We start from the raw sequence: 17,250 nt of genomic DNA on the forward strand, positions 1-17,250 counted from the left end.
CCCATGGCAGAGCTGTCCAACACTGTCGCCAAACGCGCCGCCCGGAACCGCTGGCTGCTGCTGACGCCCGCGCTGATCATCCTGATCTTCGCCGCCAGCGGCCCCTTGCTGATCACGCTTTTCTATTCCTTCCTGACCCCCGGCGATTACGGCGGGGTGGTCTGGGATTTTTCGACCGATGCCTGGTTCAGCGTGCTGATGCAGCGCGATATCTTCGACGACACGCTAAGCTGGTCCGATGCGCATCTCAGCATCTTCTGGCGCTCGCTGAAACTGTCGGTGCTGACCACGCTCGCCTGTCTGTTCTTTGGCTTCCCCACCGCCTATTTCATCGCCACCCGGCCGAAAAAGCAGCGTGAATTCTGGATGTTGCTGATCATCATCCCCTTCTGGACCAACCTGCTGATCCGCACCTTCGCCATTCTGGAACTGATCCGCAACGAGGGCACGGTGAACTCGATCCTGATCGCTCTGGGGATCATTGATGAGCCGATCCAGATGCTCTTTACCGAGTTTTCGATCATTCTGGGCATGGTCTATGTCTATCTGCCGCTGATGGTGCTGCCGATCTACGCCTCATTGGAGCGGTTGGATTTCCGGCTCGTTGAGGCGGGTTATGACCTTTACGCGACGCGTTTTCACGTGCTGCGGCGGGTGATCCTGCCGCTGGTCAAACCGGGGGTGATTGCAGGCTCGATCCTCGTGCTGGTGCCGTCGCTGGGCGCCTATGTGACACCGCGCGTCATGGGCGGGGGCAATCAGTTGATGATCGGCAATCTGATCGAATTGCAATTCGGACAGGGGCGGAACTGGCCCTTGGGGGCGGCGCTGTCGATCACCCTGCTGGCCATCGTGATGGTGGCGCTCTTGGCCTATGTCCGCGCGGCGGGGAATGAGGAGGGGCAGCATGGCTAATCGTGGCTTCAACATTCGCAAGCTCACCGGCTTTACCAGCATCGCCATGGCTTGTTTCTTTATGCTCTACATGCCGATCATCCTGCTGGTGGTCTATTCCTTCAACGCCGGCACCTCCATCGCGATCTGGGAAGGGTTTTCCTGGCGCTGGTATGTCTCGGCCTGGGACAATGAGATGGTGCAGGAGGCCACGGTGCGCAGCCTTGTGATCGCCGTCTCTGCCGCCGCCATCTCGACCAGCGTCGCGGTGCTGGCGGCCCTTGGCACCACCCGCACCGGCAAGTTTCGCGGGCAAAGCACCGTCTTTGCGCTGATCCACCAGCCGCTGATGGTGCCCGAGATCGTCACCGCGGTGGCGCTGCTGATTTTCTTTGCCTCGATCAAAGTCGTGACCGGCTATACCGGGCTGCTCTATCTGATCATTGCGCATTCGGCCTTTTGCATCCCCTTCGCCTATCTGCCGATCCGGGCGCGGTTGCAGGGGATGGACCTCACCCTGGAACAGGCCGGCGCCGATCTTTATGGCACGCCGTTTCAGGTCTTCCGCCATGTGACCCTGCCACAGCTCTGGCCAGGCATTCTGGCGGGGGCAATGCTGGCCTTTGTCATCAGCCTCGATGATGTGGTCATTACCGAATTCGTGAAATCCGCCGGGCAGGACACTCTGCCGACCTATATGCTGGGCCAACTCCGGCGGGTGGTGACGCCAGAGATCAACGCAATATCGACCGTTTTGCTTTGCGTCTCTGTAACCATGGTGATTGCCTATACCCTGCTCAGCAGAGTGAAAAAATAACCAACCAACCAACGGGAGCGTAACGATGAAAAAGACACTGACGGCACTGACCCTCATCCTCGCCGGGCCGGCCATGGCCGAAGGCGAGCTGAACATCTACAACTGGGGCAATTACACCAGCCCCGAGATGATCGAGAAATTCGAGAAAGAGACCGGCATCAAGGTCACCATCACGGATTATGACAGCAACGACACCGCGCTGGCCAAGGTGAAAGCGGGCGGCCATGGATTTGACATCGTGGTGCCCTCGGGCACCTATGTGCCGATCTTCGTGGGCGAAGGGCTGCTGATGGAAAGCAAGCCCAACGAGATGGAGAATTTCAAACATATGGACCCGCAGTGGGTCGATGTGGAATTCGACCCGGGCCGGAACTACACCGTGCCCTGGCAATGGGGCACCGTGGGGGTGACGGTGAACACCTCGGTCTATGACGGGGACATCAACACCGCCGCCGTGATCTTTGACCCGCCGGAAGAGCTGAAGGGCAAGATCAATGTGGTGCCCGAGATGAATGACGTCATGGGCATGGCGATCCACTATGCGGGTGGCGAGCAATGCACGGCCGACAAGGAAATGCTGAAAAAGGTCCGCGATATCCTGCGCGCGGCCAAGCCCCACTGGCTGTCGATGGACTATGGCAATATCGAGAAATACGCCAAGGGGGACATCGCCGCCGGGATCAACTGGAACGGCGCGTCGTTCCGGGCACGCAACCAGAACCCCGACATTGCCTTTGGCTACCCGCAAGAGGGCTATCCGGTCTGGATGGACAATGCCGCGATCCTTGCCGATGCCCAGAATGTCGAAGAGGCCAAGACCTTCCTCAACTTCGTGATGGACCCGGAAAACGCCGCGATGCTGTCCGAGTTCGCGCGCTATGCCAATGGCATCAAAGGCTCCGAAGAGTTCATGCCGGAGGATATGAAAGCCGCCCCGGAAGTGGTGGTGCCGGAAGAGCTGAAGGGTGCGGCCTATGTCGCCAAGGTCTGCCCGCCAGAGGCGCAAAAGCTCTATACCGCGATCTGGACCGATCTTCAAAAGTAAGCGGTGAGACAGACAAATTGCGTCCCGGTAACCCGCCGGGGCGCAGATTTTGATAAGGAATTAAAGACCATGTCCGCAGATATCGTCATCCACAACGGCGCGCTGATCACCTTTGATCCGGCGCAGCCCGAGGCCAGCGCGCTGGCCATCACGGGCAATAAGATCGCGGCGGTGGGCTCCGACGCGCAGGTCATGGCGCTGGCAGGGCCGAAGACCAAGCTGATCGACGCGCAGGGCGGCACGGTGCTGCCGGGCTTTATCGACAGCCATGTGCATCTCTTTGGCGGCTCGGTCGAATTGGAATACCTCAGCCTTTACGGCATTACCGGGCTGGCGGAGATGCGCCGGTTGATCCTGCCCTATGCCGAGGCCAACCCCGATGACAGGATGCTGTTCTGCGTCATGGCGGACTATGGCATTCTGGGCACCGGCAAGACCCTCACCCGGCATGATCTTGATGCCATCCTGCCCGACCGCCCGCTCGCCATGTTCGCCCCCGATCACCACACCGTCTGGGCCAATACCGCCGCCTTGGAGGCCGCCGGACTGCTGCAAGGCGGCGAAGTCGACGCAGGCTCCGAGATCGTGATGGGCGACGATGGGCTCGCCAGTGGCGAGCTGCTTGAGCCGGGCGCCTATAGCCCGATCCTCTCGCTCACCCGCTATGGCGGCCGCGATATGTTGGGGCTGACGGCGGGCCGCGATCCTGAGCCGCCCGCCACACCGGTAGAGCGCGAGATGGACAAGGACGTCATCGCCCGTGGGCTGGCCCATTGCGCCGCGCAGGGGATCACGGGCCTGCATCTGATGGACGGCAACCGCTACCAGCTTGAACTGCTGTCAGAGCTGGAAGCCGAGGGCCGCCTGCTCTGCCGCTGCCATGTGCCCTTTCACCTCAAAGGCACCGACCCTGTCGCCCGCCTGACCCGCGAAGCGCCCGCCCTGCGCGATGACTTTCAAGGGGAGAAACTGCGCTGCAGCCATGTGAAAATGTTCATCGACGGGGTGATCGAAAGCGGCACCGCGCTGATGTTGCAGCCCTATCCCGGCGAGATGGGCAAAGACGGCAACAGCGGCGATGAGGTTTTCACCCAGGAGCATTTCACCGCGGCCTGTGTCGAGGCCGACCGTCTGGGGTTTCAGATCGCCGTTCATGCCATCGGTGACGCCGCCGTGCGCCGCACCATCGACGCCTTCGAGGCCGCGCAACAGGCGAATGGCAAACGCGACAGCCGCCACCGGATCGAGCATATCGAGGTGATCCACCCCGATGACCTGCCCCGGCTGGCCGATTTGGGCATCGTCGCCTCGCTGCAACCGGGCCACGCGCCGCGCGGCCATGTCTTTCCGCCAGATGGGGTCGGCAACTATATCCGCCCCGAACAGATCAACGGGGCCTATGCCTGGCAGAGCATTCGCGACACCGGGGCCAAGGTGATCTTTTCGACCGATTGGCCGGTGATCCCGGTGGATGTGATGCCCAATATCAAAGCCGCCATCGCGCCCTTGGACCTTGGCGAGGACTGGCCCGATCAAAGCCAAAGCCTGCATGATACGCTCGCCAGCTACACCCGCGACAACGCCTGGGCCGAATTTGCCGAGGCGACCCGCGGCCAGTTGAAAGAGGGGATGGACGCTGACATTGCGGTTCTGAGCCACAATCTGAATGACCTGCCCGCCGAAGCCGTGATCGAAGCCAGCGCGACATGCGTCTTTATGGATGGGGAGATGACGTTCCAACGCGGGTGAACGCTTGTATCGACGGGTGAACCGCACTACCCAAGACGGCACCCGCCGCCGCGGCGATCACCGGCCCGATACAGGATGGATACATGAAAATCGCAGTCGCAGGTTTGGGATACGTCGGCCTGTCCAACAGTGTCTTGCTTGCGCAGAACCACGAGGTGGTGGCGGTTGATCTGAGCCAGGACCGGGTCGACAAGGTGAACGCGCGGATCAGCCCGATTGCGGATGCGGATATTGATGTCTTTCTCAAGACAAAGACCCTGAACCTCACCGCCACGACCGATGCGCAGAGCGCCTATCGGGATGCGGATTATATCATCGTGGCCACGCCGACGGACTATGACCCGCGGTCAAACTCCTTTGACACCACCAGCGTGGAAACGGTGATCAAACTCGCCGCCAGCCTGAACGCCCGCGGCACCATTGTCGTCAAATCGACGATCCCGGTGGGTTTCATCACTCGGATCCGCGCCGAGACGGGCTGCGAGAATATCATCTTCAGCCCCGAATTTCTGCGCGAAGGGCGGGCACTCTATGACAACCTCTACCCCAGCCGCATCATCGTGGGCGCCAAGACCGAGGCGGCGCGCATCTTTGCCGATCTGATGGTCGAAGGGGCCGAGGCCAAAGACATTCCCGTGCGCTTTACCGATGCCACCGAGGCCGAAGCGATCAAACTCTTTGCCAATACCTATCTTGCCATGCGCGTGGCTTTCTTCAACGAGTTGGACAGCTACGCCATGGCGCGCGGCGCCAACAGCCGCGAGATCATCGAAGGCGTCAGCCTCGATCCGCGCATCGGCAATCACTATAACAACCCGTCCTTTGGCTATGGTGGCTATTGCCTGCCCAAGGACACCAAGCAGCTTTTGTCGAATTACCAGCAGGTCCCGCAAAACCTGATCCGCGCGATAGTGGAGGCCAACCACACGCGCAAGGATTTCCTTGCCCATGAAATCCTGACCCACGCGCCACAGGTCGTGGGCATCTACCGTTTGCTGATGAAAGCCGGGTCCGACAATTTCCGGCATTCCTCGATCCAGGGGATCATGAAGCGGATCAAGGCCAAGGGCATCGAGGTGATCGTCTATGAGCCGGAACTCGACGCCACGCATTTTTACAACTCGCGGGTCATCACCGACCTCGCGGCCTTTAAGGCCGAAGCCGATGTGATTGTTTCCAATCGGCGCAGCGACGCATTAAACGATGTCGCGGAGAAAGTATTTACACGGGATCTGTTCGGCGCGGACTGACCATTCCCCTCGCAGCTAAGAGAGTTTTTGAATGCGCGTATTGGTAACTGGCGGGGCCGGCTATATCGGCACCCACACTTTGATCGAATTGATTGCCGCCGGGCATGAGCCCTATGTCGTGGATAACTTCGACAACGCGGTCCCCGAGGCGCTGAACCGCGTATCGGAACTGGTGCAGCGGCCGATCCCCTTTACCGATTGCGATGTGCGCGACCGCAAAGCGCTGACAGAAGTCTGCGAGACATTCCGCCCCGAAGCGGTGATCCATTTCGCAGGGCTCAAGGCCGTGGGCGAAAGCGAAGAGCGCCCGCGCGATTACTATGATGTGAATGTGGCCGGCACGCTCACGCTTCTGGCCGCGATGGAAGCGGTGGGATGCCGCCGGATCGTGTTTTCCTCCTCGGCCACGGTTTACGGCGTGCCCGAATACCTGCCCTATGACGAGGCGCATCCAACCGTGCCGCTGTCGGTCTATGCCAAGACCAAACATATGGCCGAGGGGATTTTGACCGATTGGCAGCGGGCGAACCCCGAAGGTGCGGTGATGTTGCTGCGGTATTTCAACCCGGTGGGGGCGCATGTCTCCTCGCGCATCGGGGAAGACCCGCAGGGCATTCCCAACAATCTGATGCCCTTTATCTCTCAGGTGGCCGTCGGGCGGCGCGACAAGCTGATGGTCTTTGGCGATGATTATGACACCGCCGATGGCACCGGCGTGCGCGACTATATCCATGTGACCGATCTGGCGCGGGCGCATGTGAAGGCGATTGAATTTGCCGAGCATACGGCAGGGGCCGAGGTCTTCAACATCGGGACCGGACAGGGGTATTCCGTGCTCGACATGATCCGCGCCTTTGAAAAGGCGGCGGACCGGCCCATTCCTTACGAGGTCACCGACAGGCGCCCCGGCGATGTGGCCGCGATGGAAGCCGATGCCAGCCGCGCGGCGAAACATCTGGGCTGGCGCGCGGAACTGGGGCTCGATGCGATGTGCGAAAGCGTCTGGGGCTGGCAAAGCGCCAACCCGCAGGGCTACGAAGAAGGCCGTTGAGCCGCGGCGCGGGGGCGTTCGCCTAAAGCAGCCCCCGCAACTGGTCCCACTGGTAATTCCCGCCGCAAAGCAACACCGCGGAAGTTTGCCCCGCGACAGCCTCCGGCTTCGCCAGATAGCCCGCCAGCGCCAAGGCAGCGGCCCCTTCGACGAGCATCCCCTCTTCCGCCGCCAGGATACGAAGTGCGGCGGCGATCTGGTCCTCGTCGCAATGGATCACATCATCCACCACCTCACAGGCCATCGGCAGCGTGACGGAATCTGCATCCACCCCCCCGGCGACACCATCGGCCAGCGTTTCCAAATGCTCGGTCTCCACGATCCGCCCGGCCTTCATCGACGCGGCCAGTGCGCAGCTGTTCGTGGCGCTGACGCCGATCACCCGGGTCCGGGGCGCAAACTCTTTCAGCACCGCGCCCATACCGGAAATCAGCCCGCCCCCGCCCATTGAGATGAAGACGTTATCGACCCCCGCCAGCTGATCCAGCAGTTCCAGCGCCGCCGTCCCCTGCCCCGCGATCACCTCCGCATCGTTATAGGGCGAGATGTAGCTATAGCCCTCGGTCTCGGCCAAATGCTGCGCGTGCAGCTCGGCCAGCGCCGCATCGGCGCCATGGATCACCACCCGCGTGCCGAAGGCCTCGATCCTTTGGCGTTTCATCGGGACCACGGTCTCCGGCAGCACGACGATCAACTCATGCCCGGTGGTCTGCGCGGCAAGGGAACAGGCGATGCCGTGATTACCGGATGACGCGGTGATCACCGGACGGTCGAGCGGCTCCGTGGTCAGTTTGGCGCTGGCCCCGCGCAGCTTGAAGGAGCCGGTATGCTGGAAATTCTCGGCCTTATAGAAAAGCCGCGTATGGTCCGGCAGTTCCTGCCGCGACGGGATGACCGGGGTGCGGTGAATGGCCTGCGCGATCTTGCGATGCACCGCAGCCGAGCGCGCCGCAGATTGGGCGATGAGATCAGATGTCATGATATGCCCTTTTATCCGGTCCGGCTCGTTGCGGTCTGCGCGGTTTGTTCCCGCGCGAGAAAGGCCGAGACCCGCGCCAGACCAGCGCGCAGATCGTCGGTGGCATTCGCAAAACCGATCCGCAGCCAGCCTTCCATATCCATCACACTGCCGGGGGTGAAGAGCACGCCTTCCTCGTCCAGCAACCGGGTGCAGAAATCGCGCGAGGGTATCGGCAGATCGTATTTCAGAAGGGCGGTGGTGCCGGATTGCGGCTTTACCCAGTCGATCAAAGGCTCCCCCGCCACCCAATCGGCCAGAATCTCAAGGTTGCCACGGGTGATCTGATGGGCGCGGGTCAGGATTTTATCGCGGTTCTCAAGCGCCATGGCCGAGAAGAGCTCATCCAAGCCCCCGACCGAAATCGTATTATAGTCGCGGTGCACCATGATCCTGTCCAAAAGTTCGCGCGGCCCCACGACCCAGCCCACGCGCAGACCCGCCAGCGAATAGGCTTTCGACATGCCCGCCGTGCTGATCCCCCGGTCATAGAGATCGCAGATGGATGTGGTATAGCCATCCCCGCTCTGGTCGGTGCCGCGGTAAACCTCGTCGCAGAGCACCCAAGCCCCGCTGCCCTTGGCGATATCCGCGATTTCGGCCAGCATCTCGCGGCCCATCAAGGCGCCGGTCGGGTTGTTGGGATTGTTGATCGCAATCAGCCGCGTCTCTGGCCGCAGCATCGCGCGCAGCGCCTCCAGATCAGGCAGGAAACCGTCCTCGGGGCGCAGGTGCAGCAACTCCACTTCGGCCTCAAGGCTCGCGGGGATGGAATAGTGCTGCTGATAGGTCGGCACCACCGCGATGACATGATCGCCCCGGCTGACAAGCGTCTGATGCACCAGCGCATTGGCGCCAATCGTGCCATGGGTCGTCAGCACATTGTCGGCAGTCTGCTGCTCGTAAAGCCCCGCCACCGCGCGGCGCAACCGTTCCGAGCCTTCGATCGCCCCATAGCCCATGCGCATGGCGCGCAGATCGCCCATGACGCTGTTATCCATCCCCGCCATATCGATCAGTTCGCCCAAGGTGATCGAGGCGACACAGGTTTCGGCAAGGTTATAGCGGCAGTGGTTTTCGAACTCGTTCATCCACATTTCGACGCCGAAGGTCTGAATGTCCATTCTCTACTCCTCTTGAGCGGTTTAACGACTGATATCGGGGTAAACATGACTGCGTTTCACCACCCCGTAAACAAAGCTGGTGTCGATTGACCCGATGCCCCCGATGGGATGCAGCCGCCGCCGCACGAAACGCTCGTAATCCTCCAGATCGGCCACCACGACCCGCAGCAGGTAGTCCGACAGCCCGCTCATCACGAAACATTCCAAAACCTCGGGGATCGCTTTGATCTGGGCTTCGAACCGCTGCACCGTCGCCTCATCATGGCCGTCGAGCGTCACGCGCACCATCACCGTGACCGGCAACCCGTAGATTTTCGGGTCAACCTCGACACTATAGCCCCGGATCGCGCCGGTCTTTTCCAACTGCCGCAACCGGCGCAGACAGGGCGAGGGGGACAGGTTGACCTCCTGCGCGAGTTCGAGGTTCGTCATCCGCCCATTGCGCTGAAGGGCGCGGATGATCTTGCGGTCCGTTGCGTCCAATTCGGGGATTTGGGGCATGATATGCCAATTCTCTCTCAAGGTTGAGGTTATTTAGCACATAAATGCTGCGCCAACCATTCAATAATGCCGCCAAACCAGTCTCAGGGGGCCATCATGGACAATTCGCAGAAATCCTTCTCCACCCGCGCCATTCACCACGGCTATGACGCGCAGGCCGAACAGGGCGCGCTGAACCCGCCGATCTATATGAGCTCGACCTTCACCTTTGAGACCGCCGAGGCCGGGGGCGACATGTTCGCAGGCGAGCGCGCGGGGCATTTCTACACGCGCATTTCCAACCCGACACTGGATCATCTGGAAAAGCGCATCGCCAATCTCGAAGGCGCCGAGGCCGGGCTGGCCACCGCCTCTGGTATGGGGGCCATCACCTCGACGCTCTGGTCCTTTCTTGAGGCCGGTGATGAGGTCATCATCGACAAGACGCTCTATGGTTGCACCTTTGCCTTCATGACACACGGTCTGCCGCGCTTTGGCGTCAAGGTGACGTTGGTCGATATGACCGACCCTGCAAACCTCGCCGAGGTGATCAGCGCCCAGACCAAAGTGGTTTATTTCGAGACCCCGGCGAACCCCAACAACCGTCTGGTCGATATCGCCGCGATTTCCCAGATCGCCCATCGTGCCGGCGCCAAGGTGGTGGTCGACAACACCTATGCCACCCCCGTGCTTACCCGCCCGATCGAACATGGCGCGGACATCGTGCTGCATTCGGCGACGAAGTTTCTGTCGGGCCACGGCGACGTGGTCGCGGGGCTTGTTGTCGGCAGCCAAGAGGACATGGGGCAGGTGCGGCTCGTGGGGCTCAAGGACATGACCGGCGCCGTGATGTCGCCGCTGACCGCGATGCTGCTGCTGCGCGGGATCAAGACGCTGGAACTGCGCATGGAGCGCCACTGCGCCACCGCGCGCAAAGTGGCCGAGGCGCTGGCCGAGCACCCCGCCGTGCTGCATGTCGCCTATCCCGGTCTCGACAATTTCCCGCAGGCCGACCTTGCCCGGCGGCAGATGGCGGATTTCGGCGGTATGATCCCTTTCGAGGTCAAAGGCGGCAAAGCCGGCGGCATCGCCTTGATGAACCGGCTGAAGCTGATCCAGCGGGCGGTGAGCCTTGGCGATGCCGAAAGCCTGATCCAACATCCCGCCAGCATGACCCATTCGACCTATTCGCCCGAGGAACGCGCCGAACATGGCATCGCCGAGGGGCTGGTGCGCCTCTCGGTCGGGCTTGAAGGGGCCGATGATATCATCGATGACCTTTACGCCGCGCTCGGCGCGCATAATATGCAGGCCGCCTGACTGCGCATTGAAAGGACGCCCATGACCTATTCCCTCGCCATCCACGGCGGCGCCGGGACCATTCTGAAGGCCAAGATGACGCCCGAGATGGAAACCGCCTATCACGCCGGACTGGCCCGCGCATTGGAGGCGGGAGAGGCCGTGCTGCGCGAAGGCGGTACTGCAATGGATGCAGTGGTGGCAGCGGTCTGCGCCTTGGAGGATGAGCCGCTGTTCAATGCCGGGCGCGGGGCCGTTTTCACTTCTGCTGGGAAACAGGAGATGGACGCCGCCGTGATGGACGGCAAAGACCGTCGCGCGGGCTCGGTGGCCGGTGTCTTTGGCCCCAAGAACCCCGTTCGCCTCGCCCGCGCGGTGATGGAGCGGACCGAACATGTCACGCTGATTGGCCCCAATGCGCTGGAACTGGCGCGGCAGGCGGGGCTGCCCTTTGGGGATGAGGTGTATTTTTTTACCCAAACCCGCTGGGACTCGCTTCAGGAAACGTTGGAGATGCGCGAACGCGGCGAGGTGTCGGACGATCCGGCACGGCGGCATGGCACCGTGGGCGCGGTGGCGCGGGACGCCACGGGCAATGTCGCGGCCGCCACCTCGACCGGGGGGATGACCGCCAAAGCACCGGGCCGGGTGGGCGACACGCCTATGATCGGGGCGGGTACATTCGCCGACAATGAAACCTGCGCCGTGTCGGCGACCGGCCATGGCGAAGTCTTTATCCGTTGGAACGCCGCTGCCGAAATCGCCGCGCGGATGCGCCACGCGGGCGAGACTTTGCAAACCGCAGCCGAGCACGTGGTCATGCAGGATTTGGCAAAGAACGACGGCTCGGGCGGCATGATCGCGGTGGATCGGCATGGCAATATCACCATGCCTTTCAATGCGCAGGGCATGTACCGTGGCATGGTCCGCAAAGGCAGCGCGCCGGAGACTTCGATCTATTGAAAATAGCCGCGTCGCAGCCTCTGACCCGGCGCAACAGTCAAGGCGCCGCAGGCCCGGCGCGGACATCTAAAACTTGACATTTAGCCCCCTCCCTTTGATTGACGTGCAAACGAACTTGACGGGAGAGGGGACAGGGTGCGTTTTCTAGCAGGTATTGCGCGGGCGATCTGCGCGGTGAATATCGTGATCGGCAATGTCTTCGCCTGGCTGTCACTGGGCATCGTCCTCGTCTGTTTCACCGTGGTCGTGCAGCGCTATGTCTTTGCGATCAGCTATGTCTGGATGCAGGACCTCTATATCTGGCTCAATGGCGCGATGTTCACCGCCGTGGCAGGTTTTGCCCTGCTGCGGGATGACCATGTGCGGGTCGATATCTTTTACCGCCCCGCCACCATGGCGCGGCGGGCCTTGGTCGATCTGCTGGGTGTTCTGATCTTTCTGCTGCCTTTTTGCTGGATCGTTTACGCCTATTCGATCCCCTTTGTGCAGCGCGCCTGGGGCTATCAGGAAGGCTCGGCCAATGTGGGCGGCATGCCGGGGCTTTATATCCTCAAGGCCTTCATCATCGGCTTTGCCTTTTTGCTGGCCCTGCAGGGGATCGCCTGGATCATCCGCTCCATTCTGGTGCTGAGCGGCAATGCCGCGCTGGTGCCGAAATCCATCCAATACAGCCGGGATCAAATCGCCGCTGACCACCCCCAGGGAGCCGTTTGATGGACCCGATACTGATTGGCGAGATGCTCGCCGCGCTCATGTTCTTTGGCGTGATCGGATTTTTGCTGCTGGGCTTTCCGGTGGCCTTTACGCTGGCTGGTGTGTCGCTGCTGTTTGCCGCCGTGGGCATGGGTTTTGGCGTTTTTGACCCGTCGAACTTTGGCTCTCTGCCGAACCGATACATTGGCTTTATGACCAATGAGGTCTTGGTCGCGGTGCCGCTGTTTATCTTCATGGGGGTGATGCTGGAACGCAGCCAGATCGCCGAGCAGCTGCTGCTGACCATGGGCAAGCTCTTTGGCAATATGCGCGGCGGTTTGGGCATCTCTGTGGTGCTGGTCGGCGCGATGCTGGCGGCCTCGACCGGGGTGGTTGGAGCCACGGTTGTGACCATGGGGCTGATCTCGCTGCCCGCGATGCTGCGGGCGGGCTATGACCCGAAGCTCGCCACCGGCGTGATCTGTGCGAGCGGGACGCTGGGGCAGATCATCCCGCCGTCGACGGTTCTGATTTTTATGGGCGACATGCTGGCGGGCATCAACTCTCAGGTGCAGATGGCCAAGGGCAATTTCGCGCCCTCGCCGGTCTCGGTGGGGGATCTTTTTGCCGGGGCGCTGCTGCCGGGCATCCTGCTGGTCTCGCTCTACCTCAGCTATGTGCTCTTCAAGGCCGTGACCGCCCCGGCCTCCTGCCCCGCCACACCGGTTCCGGCCGAGGAAAAAGGCACGTTGATGCGCGATTTCTTTGTCGCGCTGGTGCCGCCCTTGTTGCTGATCCTCGCGGTGCTGGGCTCGATCCTGGGCGGTATTGCGACCCCGACCGAGGCCGCGTCGGTGGGAGCCGTGGGTGCCATGGTGCTGGCGCTGCTGCGCTGGCGGCTGTCTTTCCGCATCCTGCGCGAGACGATGATTGCCACGGCGACGATCACCAGCATGGTCTTTATCATTCTGCTGGGCGCCTCGGTCTTTTCCATCGTCTTCCGGATGATGGGCGGCGACAATCTGGTGCATGAATTCCTCAGCAGCCTGCCCGGCGGCCCCTTGGCGGCGGTGGCGGTGGTCATGTTGATCATGTTCTTCCTTGGCTTCATCCTCGACACATTCGAGATCATCTTTATCGTGATCCCGATCACCGCGCCGGTGCTGCTGATGCTGGACATTGATCCGATCTGGCTTGGTGTCTTGGTGGGGGTGAACCTGCAGACGTCCTTCCTGACACCGCCCTTCGGCTTTGCGCTTTTCTATCTGCGCGGGGTGGCGCCGGAGGATCTGCCGACCAGTGCGATCTACAAAGGCATCCTGCCTTTCGTGTTGTTGCAGGTGGTGGCGATTGCGATTCTCTTTGCCTTCCCGGAGATCGTGACATGGTTGCCGAAGGTGGTTTCGGGCTGAGGCTGACGCGAGATCAACGAAGGACCCGGCAACGATACCGGGTCCTTTTTTATTGAGCTCAGAGGTATCGAATATGTCCCGCCCGGTGGCACACCGGGCATCGCCCTCCCTCCCCCGGAGGGCGATTTTGCAACGGTGCAAGGGACGGGTCGGTCTGCGCTTGTTGCGGGGTGATAGCCAAATATTGAGGTGCCGATCGCCCACCAGGGAGGGCGATCCCCTTAGCGCCAACAAAAAAGGCCCGGCGTTTCCACCGGGCCTTCTGGGTCGCTTCAAGCACAGCTTAGTATTTCAAGAACTTCTGACGCGCCTGAATATAGGGGCTGTCGATGTTCTCGGTCCGGGTGCGGACAAGGTTCAGCGCTTCGACAAAGCTGTCGGCGGTTTTCTTGACCAGCGGGTCGTCGCTGCTGCGCAGTTCCTCAACCACTTCGACCGACGCCTTGGCACCGGCTTCCATGATGTCGTCGGGGAAGTTGCGCACGGTCACGCCATGCTCATCCACCAGCGTCTTCAGCGCACGCGGGTCGTTGGCGTAGAAGTCCGCCGCAACCTGATCGTATTCCGCCTGGCTCACGTCACGGATGATCGCCTGAAGGTTCTCGGGCAGTTCCTGGTACTTCTTCTTGTCGACGACAAGCTCGGTCGCCAGACCGGATTCGACGAAGGACGGCATGTAGTAGTTCTTGGCCACCTGATGGAAGCCGAGCGCCAGATCGTTATAGGGGCCGACGAATTCGGCGGCATCCAGCGTGCCGGACTGCAGCGCCTGGAAGATCTCGCCCGCCGCCATGTTGGTCACGGTCGCGCCCAGCTTCTCCCACACGCGGCCACCGAGGCCCGGGGTCCGGAAGCGCACGCCTTTGACGTCATCGAGGCTTTTGAGCTCATCGCGGAACCAACCGCCGGTCTGGGTGCCGGTGTTGCCCGACAGAAAGCCCTGAACGCCGAACTGGTCATAGATCTCGTCCCAAATCTCCTGACCGCCCATGTAGCGCATCCATGCGGTGAGCTCGGGCGTGGTCATGCCGTAGGGCACGCCGGTAAAGAAGGACAGCGCCGGCGATTTGTTCTGCCAGTAATAGGCGGCGCCATGGCTCATCTCGGCGGTGCCGTCGATCACGGCATCCAGCGACTGCAGCGGCGGGACCATCTCACCGGCGGAGAAAACCTGAATGGTTAGCTCGCCACCCGAAGCGGCGGTGATCCGGTCGGCCAGACGCTGCGCGCCGACACCCAGACCGGGGAAGTTCTTGGGCCAAGTGGTGACCATACGCCAGGTGATATTGCCCTGCGCGATGGCAGGGGCGGCGAGTGTGGTGGCAGCCGCGCCTGCGCCCATCACACCAGCTTTGCGAATAAATGAACGACGATCCATGATGTCCTCCCGGAATCGAGTTATTGTTAAGCACTTCCGACACTTGGCCGAAACGTCCTGCACAGCAGATAATCGCCGCCCGTCGAAAATGTCCATGCCCCTTGCAAAGCCCAGGGGCGATCTGCTGGACAAATGCCCCCGCCCCCACATACGTAGTGCTACGTAAAGCTGCTGTATTACTGGATATTTGCCTTGTTTCCGGCGCAAAGGCGAATATTGTGCCTGCTGCCAGGGAGGGCTCAGAACTTGCTAAAACTTATTGACCGGATGAATGAATTCGTCGGGCGCGTGGTGTCGGTTGTGGCCGCCATTTTCGCCGCGATCATCATCTATGACGTCTTCATGCGCTATGTCATGAACGACCCGACCCGTTGGGCCTTTGACGTGACCAAACAGCTCTATGGTTTCTACTTCGTCATGCTCGGCGGCTATGCCCTGCGCCACCAGGCGCATGTGCGGGTCGACCTGATCACCGAAACACTGGGCCATAACGCACGCCGTTGGGTCGAAGCGGCGGGCTATGTGATCTTTTTCTTCCCCTTCGCCTGGGTCTTCACCACGAGGTCCTATGAATTTGCCATGCGCTCCTATGCGCAGGGCGAGACGACCTATGGCTCCGTTCAATTGCCGGTCTATCCGCTCAAGATGGCCATGGCGCTCGCCGCCGGGCTGCTCTTGCTGCAAGGCGTGTCGGAATTTCTGAAACTCGTACTTAACCGTCAGGACTTGCCACGTGACGCCTGAACTCATTGCACTCACCATGTTCGGCCTGCTGTTGCTGGGCCTCTTCATGGGCCACCCGCTGGCCTTTGTCCTTGGCGGCACCGCCGTTCTGGGCGCCATTATCGCTGGCAAGCCGATGGTGCTTGGCATCGTTATCAACCGCATCTTCGGCGATGTGCTGGATAACTTCACGCTGATCGCGATTCCGCTCTTCATCCTCATGGCCCGATTCCTGTCCGATTCGGGCGTGACCGACAAAATGTTCGAATCGCTGCGCCTGCTGATGTCGAATGTGCGCGGCGGACTGGCGCTGGCGGTGGTTTTCATCTCGATCCTGCTGGCCGCCACCACCGGCATCATCGGCGCCTCGATCACCGTGATGGGCGTCATGGCGCTGCGGCCGATGCTGCAATATGGCTATAGTCCGACGCTGACCACCGGCGTCATCGCGGCCTCGGGCTGTCTTGGCATCCTGATCCCGCCCTCGATCATGTTGATCCTCATGGCCTCCTATTCGCCACTGTCGGTGGGGGAGCTTTTCGCCGGGGCCATGGTGCCGGGCGTGGTGCTGGGGCTGCTCTATGCGGTCTGGGTCTTTATCGTGGCCGTCGTGCGGCCCGATATGGCGCCCGCCGTTGAACCCGATGAGAAAATCTCCAAACCCGCCCTCATCCGCATGCTCTTGATCGAAGCCGTGCCGCCGCTGGTGCTGATCCTCGGCATCCTCGGCTCGCTGCTCGCCGGGATTGCCACCGCCACCGAAGCCTCGGCCATTGGTGCGGCGTTGGCGCTGGTCATTGTCATCATGCGGCGCAAATTCAGCTGGTCGTCTTTCTACGGCGCCATGCTGGAAACCGGGCGCACCTCGGCGATGATCCTCTTTATCGTCATCGGCGCCACCGCCTTTACCGGGGTGTTCAACATCACCGGGGGGCTGCGCGCGACGCAGGAGATCATCCGCAACCTCGACATGGCGCCCTGGCTGCTGATCGCGATGATAATGTTCATCGTCTTCATCCTTGGTGCCTTCCTCGACTGGACCGGCATCGTGCTGCTGTCCTTCCCAATCTTCCTGCCGATCGTGCAGGAGATGGACGTGAGCCTTTTGTGGTTCGTCGTCCTGATGTCGGTGGTTCTGCAGACGTCCTTCCTCACGCCGCCCTTTGGATATGCGCTGTTCTACCTGCGCGCCATTGCGCCGCGCGAGGTCAAGACGTCGCATATCATCGTCGGTGTGTTGCCCTTCATCGGGTTGATCCTGATGATGTGCGTGGCCATCGCCCTCTTCCCACAGCTGGTCACCTGGCTGCCGGAAACCCTTTATACCAAATAACCAACGGAGGAGTATAATAAT

Annotated in this window: 16 protein-coding genes; 12 read left to right on the forward strand and 4 right to left on the reverse strand. The window is 61.3% G+C overall.

Annotation, left to right across the window (positions count from 1 at the left end; translation table 11 throughout):
* Window positions 1-3 precede the first annotated feature (3 nt).
* From AB4M76_RS18405 to galE, 6 genes are all read left to right on the forward strand, one after another.
* The gene (locus AB4M76_RS18405) at window positions 4-915 is read left to right on the forward strand and encodes an ABC transporter permease (protein ID WP_368443614.1); all 912 of its coding nucleotides are present in this window, start codon (window positions 4-6) and stop codon (window positions 913-915) included.
* Window positions 908-1,711 carry an ABC transporter permease gene (locus tag AB4M76_RS18410; protein WP_368443616.1) on the forward strand — a complete coding sequence of 268 codons (804 nt, stop codon included), beginning with the start codon at window positions 908-910 and terminating at the stop codon, window positions 1,709-1,711. The genes AB4M76_RS18405 and AB4M76_RS18410 overlap by 8 nt, the downstream gene beginning before the upstream one ends.
* 25 nt (window positions 1,712-1,736) lie before the next feature.
* Window positions 1,737-2,756, forward strand: coding sequence for an extracellular solute-binding protein (locus AB4M76_RS18415; protein ID WP_368443618.1), 1,020 nt, complete (start codon window positions 1,737-1,739; stop codon window positions 2,754-2,756).
* Between the two features lie 69 nt (window positions 2,757-2,825).
* On the forward strand, window positions 2,826-4,505 hold the full coding sequence (locus AB4M76_RS18420; RefSeq protein WP_368443619.1) for an amidohydrolase: 1,680 nt from the start codon (window positions 2,826-2,828) through the stop codon (window positions 4,503-4,505).
* Between the two features lie 83 nt (window positions 4,506-4,588).
* Window positions 4,589-5,755: a nucleotide sugar dehydrogenase gene (locus AB4M76_RS18425; protein WP_368443621.1), complete on the forward strand. Its 1,167-nt coding sequence runs from the start codon at window positions 4,589-4,591 to the stop codon at window positions 5,753-5,755.
* Window positions 5,756-5,786: 31 nt separating this feature from the next.
* Window positions 5,787-6,806 carry a UDP-glucose 4-epimerase GalE gene (galE, locus tag AB4M76_RS18430; protein ID WP_368443623.1) on the forward strand — a complete coding sequence of 340 codons (1,020 nt, stop codon included), beginning with the start codon at window positions 5,787-5,789 and terminating at the stop codon, window positions 6,804-6,806.
* A 22-nt stretch (window positions 6,807-6,828) separates the two neighbouring features.
* On the opposite strand, the gene AB4M76_RS18435 is transcribed toward galE, so the two are convergent.
* From AB4M76_RS18435 to AB4M76_RS18445, 3 genes are read right to left on the reverse strand one after another with little or no spacing between them, the layout of a single operon-like run.
* A complete protein-coding gene (locus tag AB4M76_RS18435) occupies window positions 6,829-7,785 on the reverse strand; it encodes a threonine/serine dehydratase (protein ID WP_368443625.1) in 957 nt (318 codons plus the stop codon).
* A gap of 11 nt (window positions 7,786-7,796) precedes the next feature.
* The gene (locus AB4M76_RS18440) at window positions 7,797-8,948 is read right to left on the reverse strand and encodes an aminotransferase (RefSeq protein WP_368443627.1); all 1,152 of its coding nucleotides are present in this window, start codon (window positions 8,946-8,948) and stop codon (window positions 7,797-7,799) included.
* A 21-nt stretch (window positions 8,949-8,969) separates the two neighbouring features.
* Window positions 8,970-9,449 carry an Lrp/AsnC family transcriptional regulator gene (locus tag AB4M76_RS18445; protein ID WP_368443629.1) on the reverse strand — a complete coding sequence of 160 codons (480 nt, stop codon included), beginning with the start codon at window positions 9,447-9,449 and terminating at the stop codon, window positions 8,970-8,972.
* Between the two features lie 96 nt (window positions 9,450-9,545).
* On the opposite strand from AB4M76_RS18445, the gene AB4M76_RS18450 reads away from it, so the two are divergent.
* The 4 genes from AB4M76_RS18450 to AB4M76_RS18465 all read left to right on the forward strand — a co-directional run bounded on the left by AB4M76_RS18450 (window position 9,546) and on the right by AB4M76_RS18465 (window position 13,795).
* Window positions 9,546-10,748, forward strand: a complete 1,203-nt coding sequence (locus AB4M76_RS18450; protein ID WP_368443631.1) for a methionine gamma-lyase — start codon at window positions 9,546-9,548, stop codon at window positions 10,746-10,748.
* 21 nt (window positions 10,749-10,769) lie between these two features.
* A complete protein-coding gene (locus AB4M76_RS18455) occupies window positions 10,770-11,690 on the forward strand; it encodes an isoaspartyl peptidase/L-asparaginase family protein (RefSeq protein WP_368443633.1) in 921 nt (306 codons plus the stop codon).
* Between the two features lie 135 nt (window positions 11,691-11,825).
* The gene (locus tag AB4M76_RS18460; protein WP_368443634.1) at window positions 11,826-12,404 is read left to right on the forward strand and encodes a TRAP transporter small permease subunit; all 579 of its coding nucleotides are present in this window, start codon (window positions 11,826-11,828) and stop codon (window positions 12,402-12,404) included.
* Window positions 12,404-13,795 (forward strand): TRAP transporter large permease subunit, encoded by a 1,392-nt coding sequence (locus AB4M76_RS18465; RefSeq protein ID WP_368443636.1) that lies wholly within the window; start codon window positions 12,404-12,406, stop codon window positions 13,793-13,795. The genes AB4M76_RS18460 and AB4M76_RS18465 overlap by 1 nt, the downstream gene beginning before the upstream one ends.
* A gap of 283 nt (window positions 13,796-14,078) precedes the next feature.
* Here the strand turns inward: AB4M76_RS18465 and AB4M76_RS18470 are convergent, their stop codons facing one another.
* On the reverse strand, window positions 14,079-15,173 hold the full coding sequence (locus tag AB4M76_RS18470) for a TRAP transporter substrate-binding protein (protein WP_368443638.1): 1,095 nt from the start codon (window positions 15,171-15,173) through the stop codon (window positions 14,079-14,081).
* A 267-nt stretch (window positions 15,174-15,440) separates the two neighbouring features.
* Between AB4M76_RS18470 and AB4M76_RS18475 the strand changes: the two genes are divergently transcribed.
* Window positions 15,441-15,917 (forward strand): TRAP transporter small permease subunit, encoded by a 477-nt coding sequence (locus AB4M76_RS18475; protein WP_368443811.1) that lies wholly within the window; start codon window positions 15,441-15,443, stop codon window positions 15,915-15,917.
* A complete protein-coding gene (locus AB4M76_RS18480; protein ID WP_368443640.1) occupies window positions 15,907-17,229 on the forward strand; it encodes a TRAP transporter large permease subunit in 1,323 nt (440 codons plus the stop codon). The genes AB4M76_RS18475 and AB4M76_RS18480 overlap by 11 nt, the downstream gene beginning before the upstream one ends.
* Window positions 17,230-17,250 lie beyond the last annotated feature (21 nt).

This window comes from Sulfitobacter sp. PS-8MA, assembly GCF_040933935.1.
In the GTDB taxonomy this organism is placed as follows: Bacteria; Pseudomonadota; Alphaproteobacteria; order Rhodobacterales; family Rhodobacteraceae; genus Sulfitobacter.

Bases quoted from the DNA above. Each gene is read 5' to 3' on its own strand.
- AB4M76_RS18470 (WP_368443638.1), bottom strand. From the start codon at position 15,173: ATGGATCGTCGTTCATTTATTCGCAAAGCTGGTGTGATGGGCGCAGGC.
- AB4M76_RS18420 (WP_368443619.1), top strand. From the start codon at position 2,826: ATGTCCGCAGATATCGTCATCCACAACGGCGCGCTGATCACCTTTGAT.
- AB4M76_RS18425 (WP_368443621.1), top strand. From the start codon at position 4,589: ATGAAAATCGCAGTCGCAGGTTTGGGATACGTCGGCCTGTCCAACAGT.
- AB4M76_RS18410 (WP_368443616.1), top strand. From the start codon at position 908: ATGGCTAATCGTGGCTTCAACATTCGCAAGCTCACCGGCTTTACCAGC.
- AB4M76_RS18450 (WP_368443631.1), top strand. From the start codon at position 9,546: ATGGACAATTCGCAGAAATCCTTCTCCACCCGCGCCATTCACCACGGC.
- AB4M76_RS18415 (WP_368443618.1), top strand. From the start codon at position 1,737: ATGAAAAAGACACTGACGGCACTGACCCTCATCCTCGCCGGGCCGGCC.
- AB4M76_RS18435 (WP_368443625.1), bottom strand. From the start codon at position 7,785: ATGACATCTGATCTCATCGCCCAATCTGCGGCGCGCTCGGCTGCGGTG.
- AB4M76_RS18445 (WP_368443629.1), bottom strand. From the start codon at position 9,449: ATGCCCCAAATCCCCGAATTGGACGCAACGGACCGCAAGATCATCCGC.
- galE (WP_368443623.1), top strand. From the start codon at position 5,787: ATGCGCGTATTGGTAACTGGCGGGGCCGGCTATATCGGCACCCACACT.
- AB4M76_RS18455 (WP_368443633.1), top strand. From the start codon at position 10,770: ATGACCTATTCCCTCGCCATCCACGGCGGCGCCGGGACCATTCTGAAG.
- AB4M76_RS18405 (WP_368443614.1), top strand. From the start codon at position 4: ATGGCAGAGCTGTCCAACACTGTCGCCAAACGCGCCGCCCGGAACCGC.
- AB4M76_RS18475 (WP_368443811.1), top strand. From the start codon at position 15,441: ATGAATGAATTCGTCGGGCGCGTGGTGTCGGTTGTGGCCGCCATTTTC.
- AB4M76_RS18465 (WP_368443636.1), top strand. From the start codon at position 12,404: ATGGACCCGATACTGATTGGCGAGATGCTCGCCGCGCTCATGTTCTTT.
- AB4M76_RS18440 (WP_368443627.1), bottom strand. From the start codon at position 8,948: ATGGACATTCAGACCTTCGGCGTCGAAATGTGGATGAACGAGTTCGAA.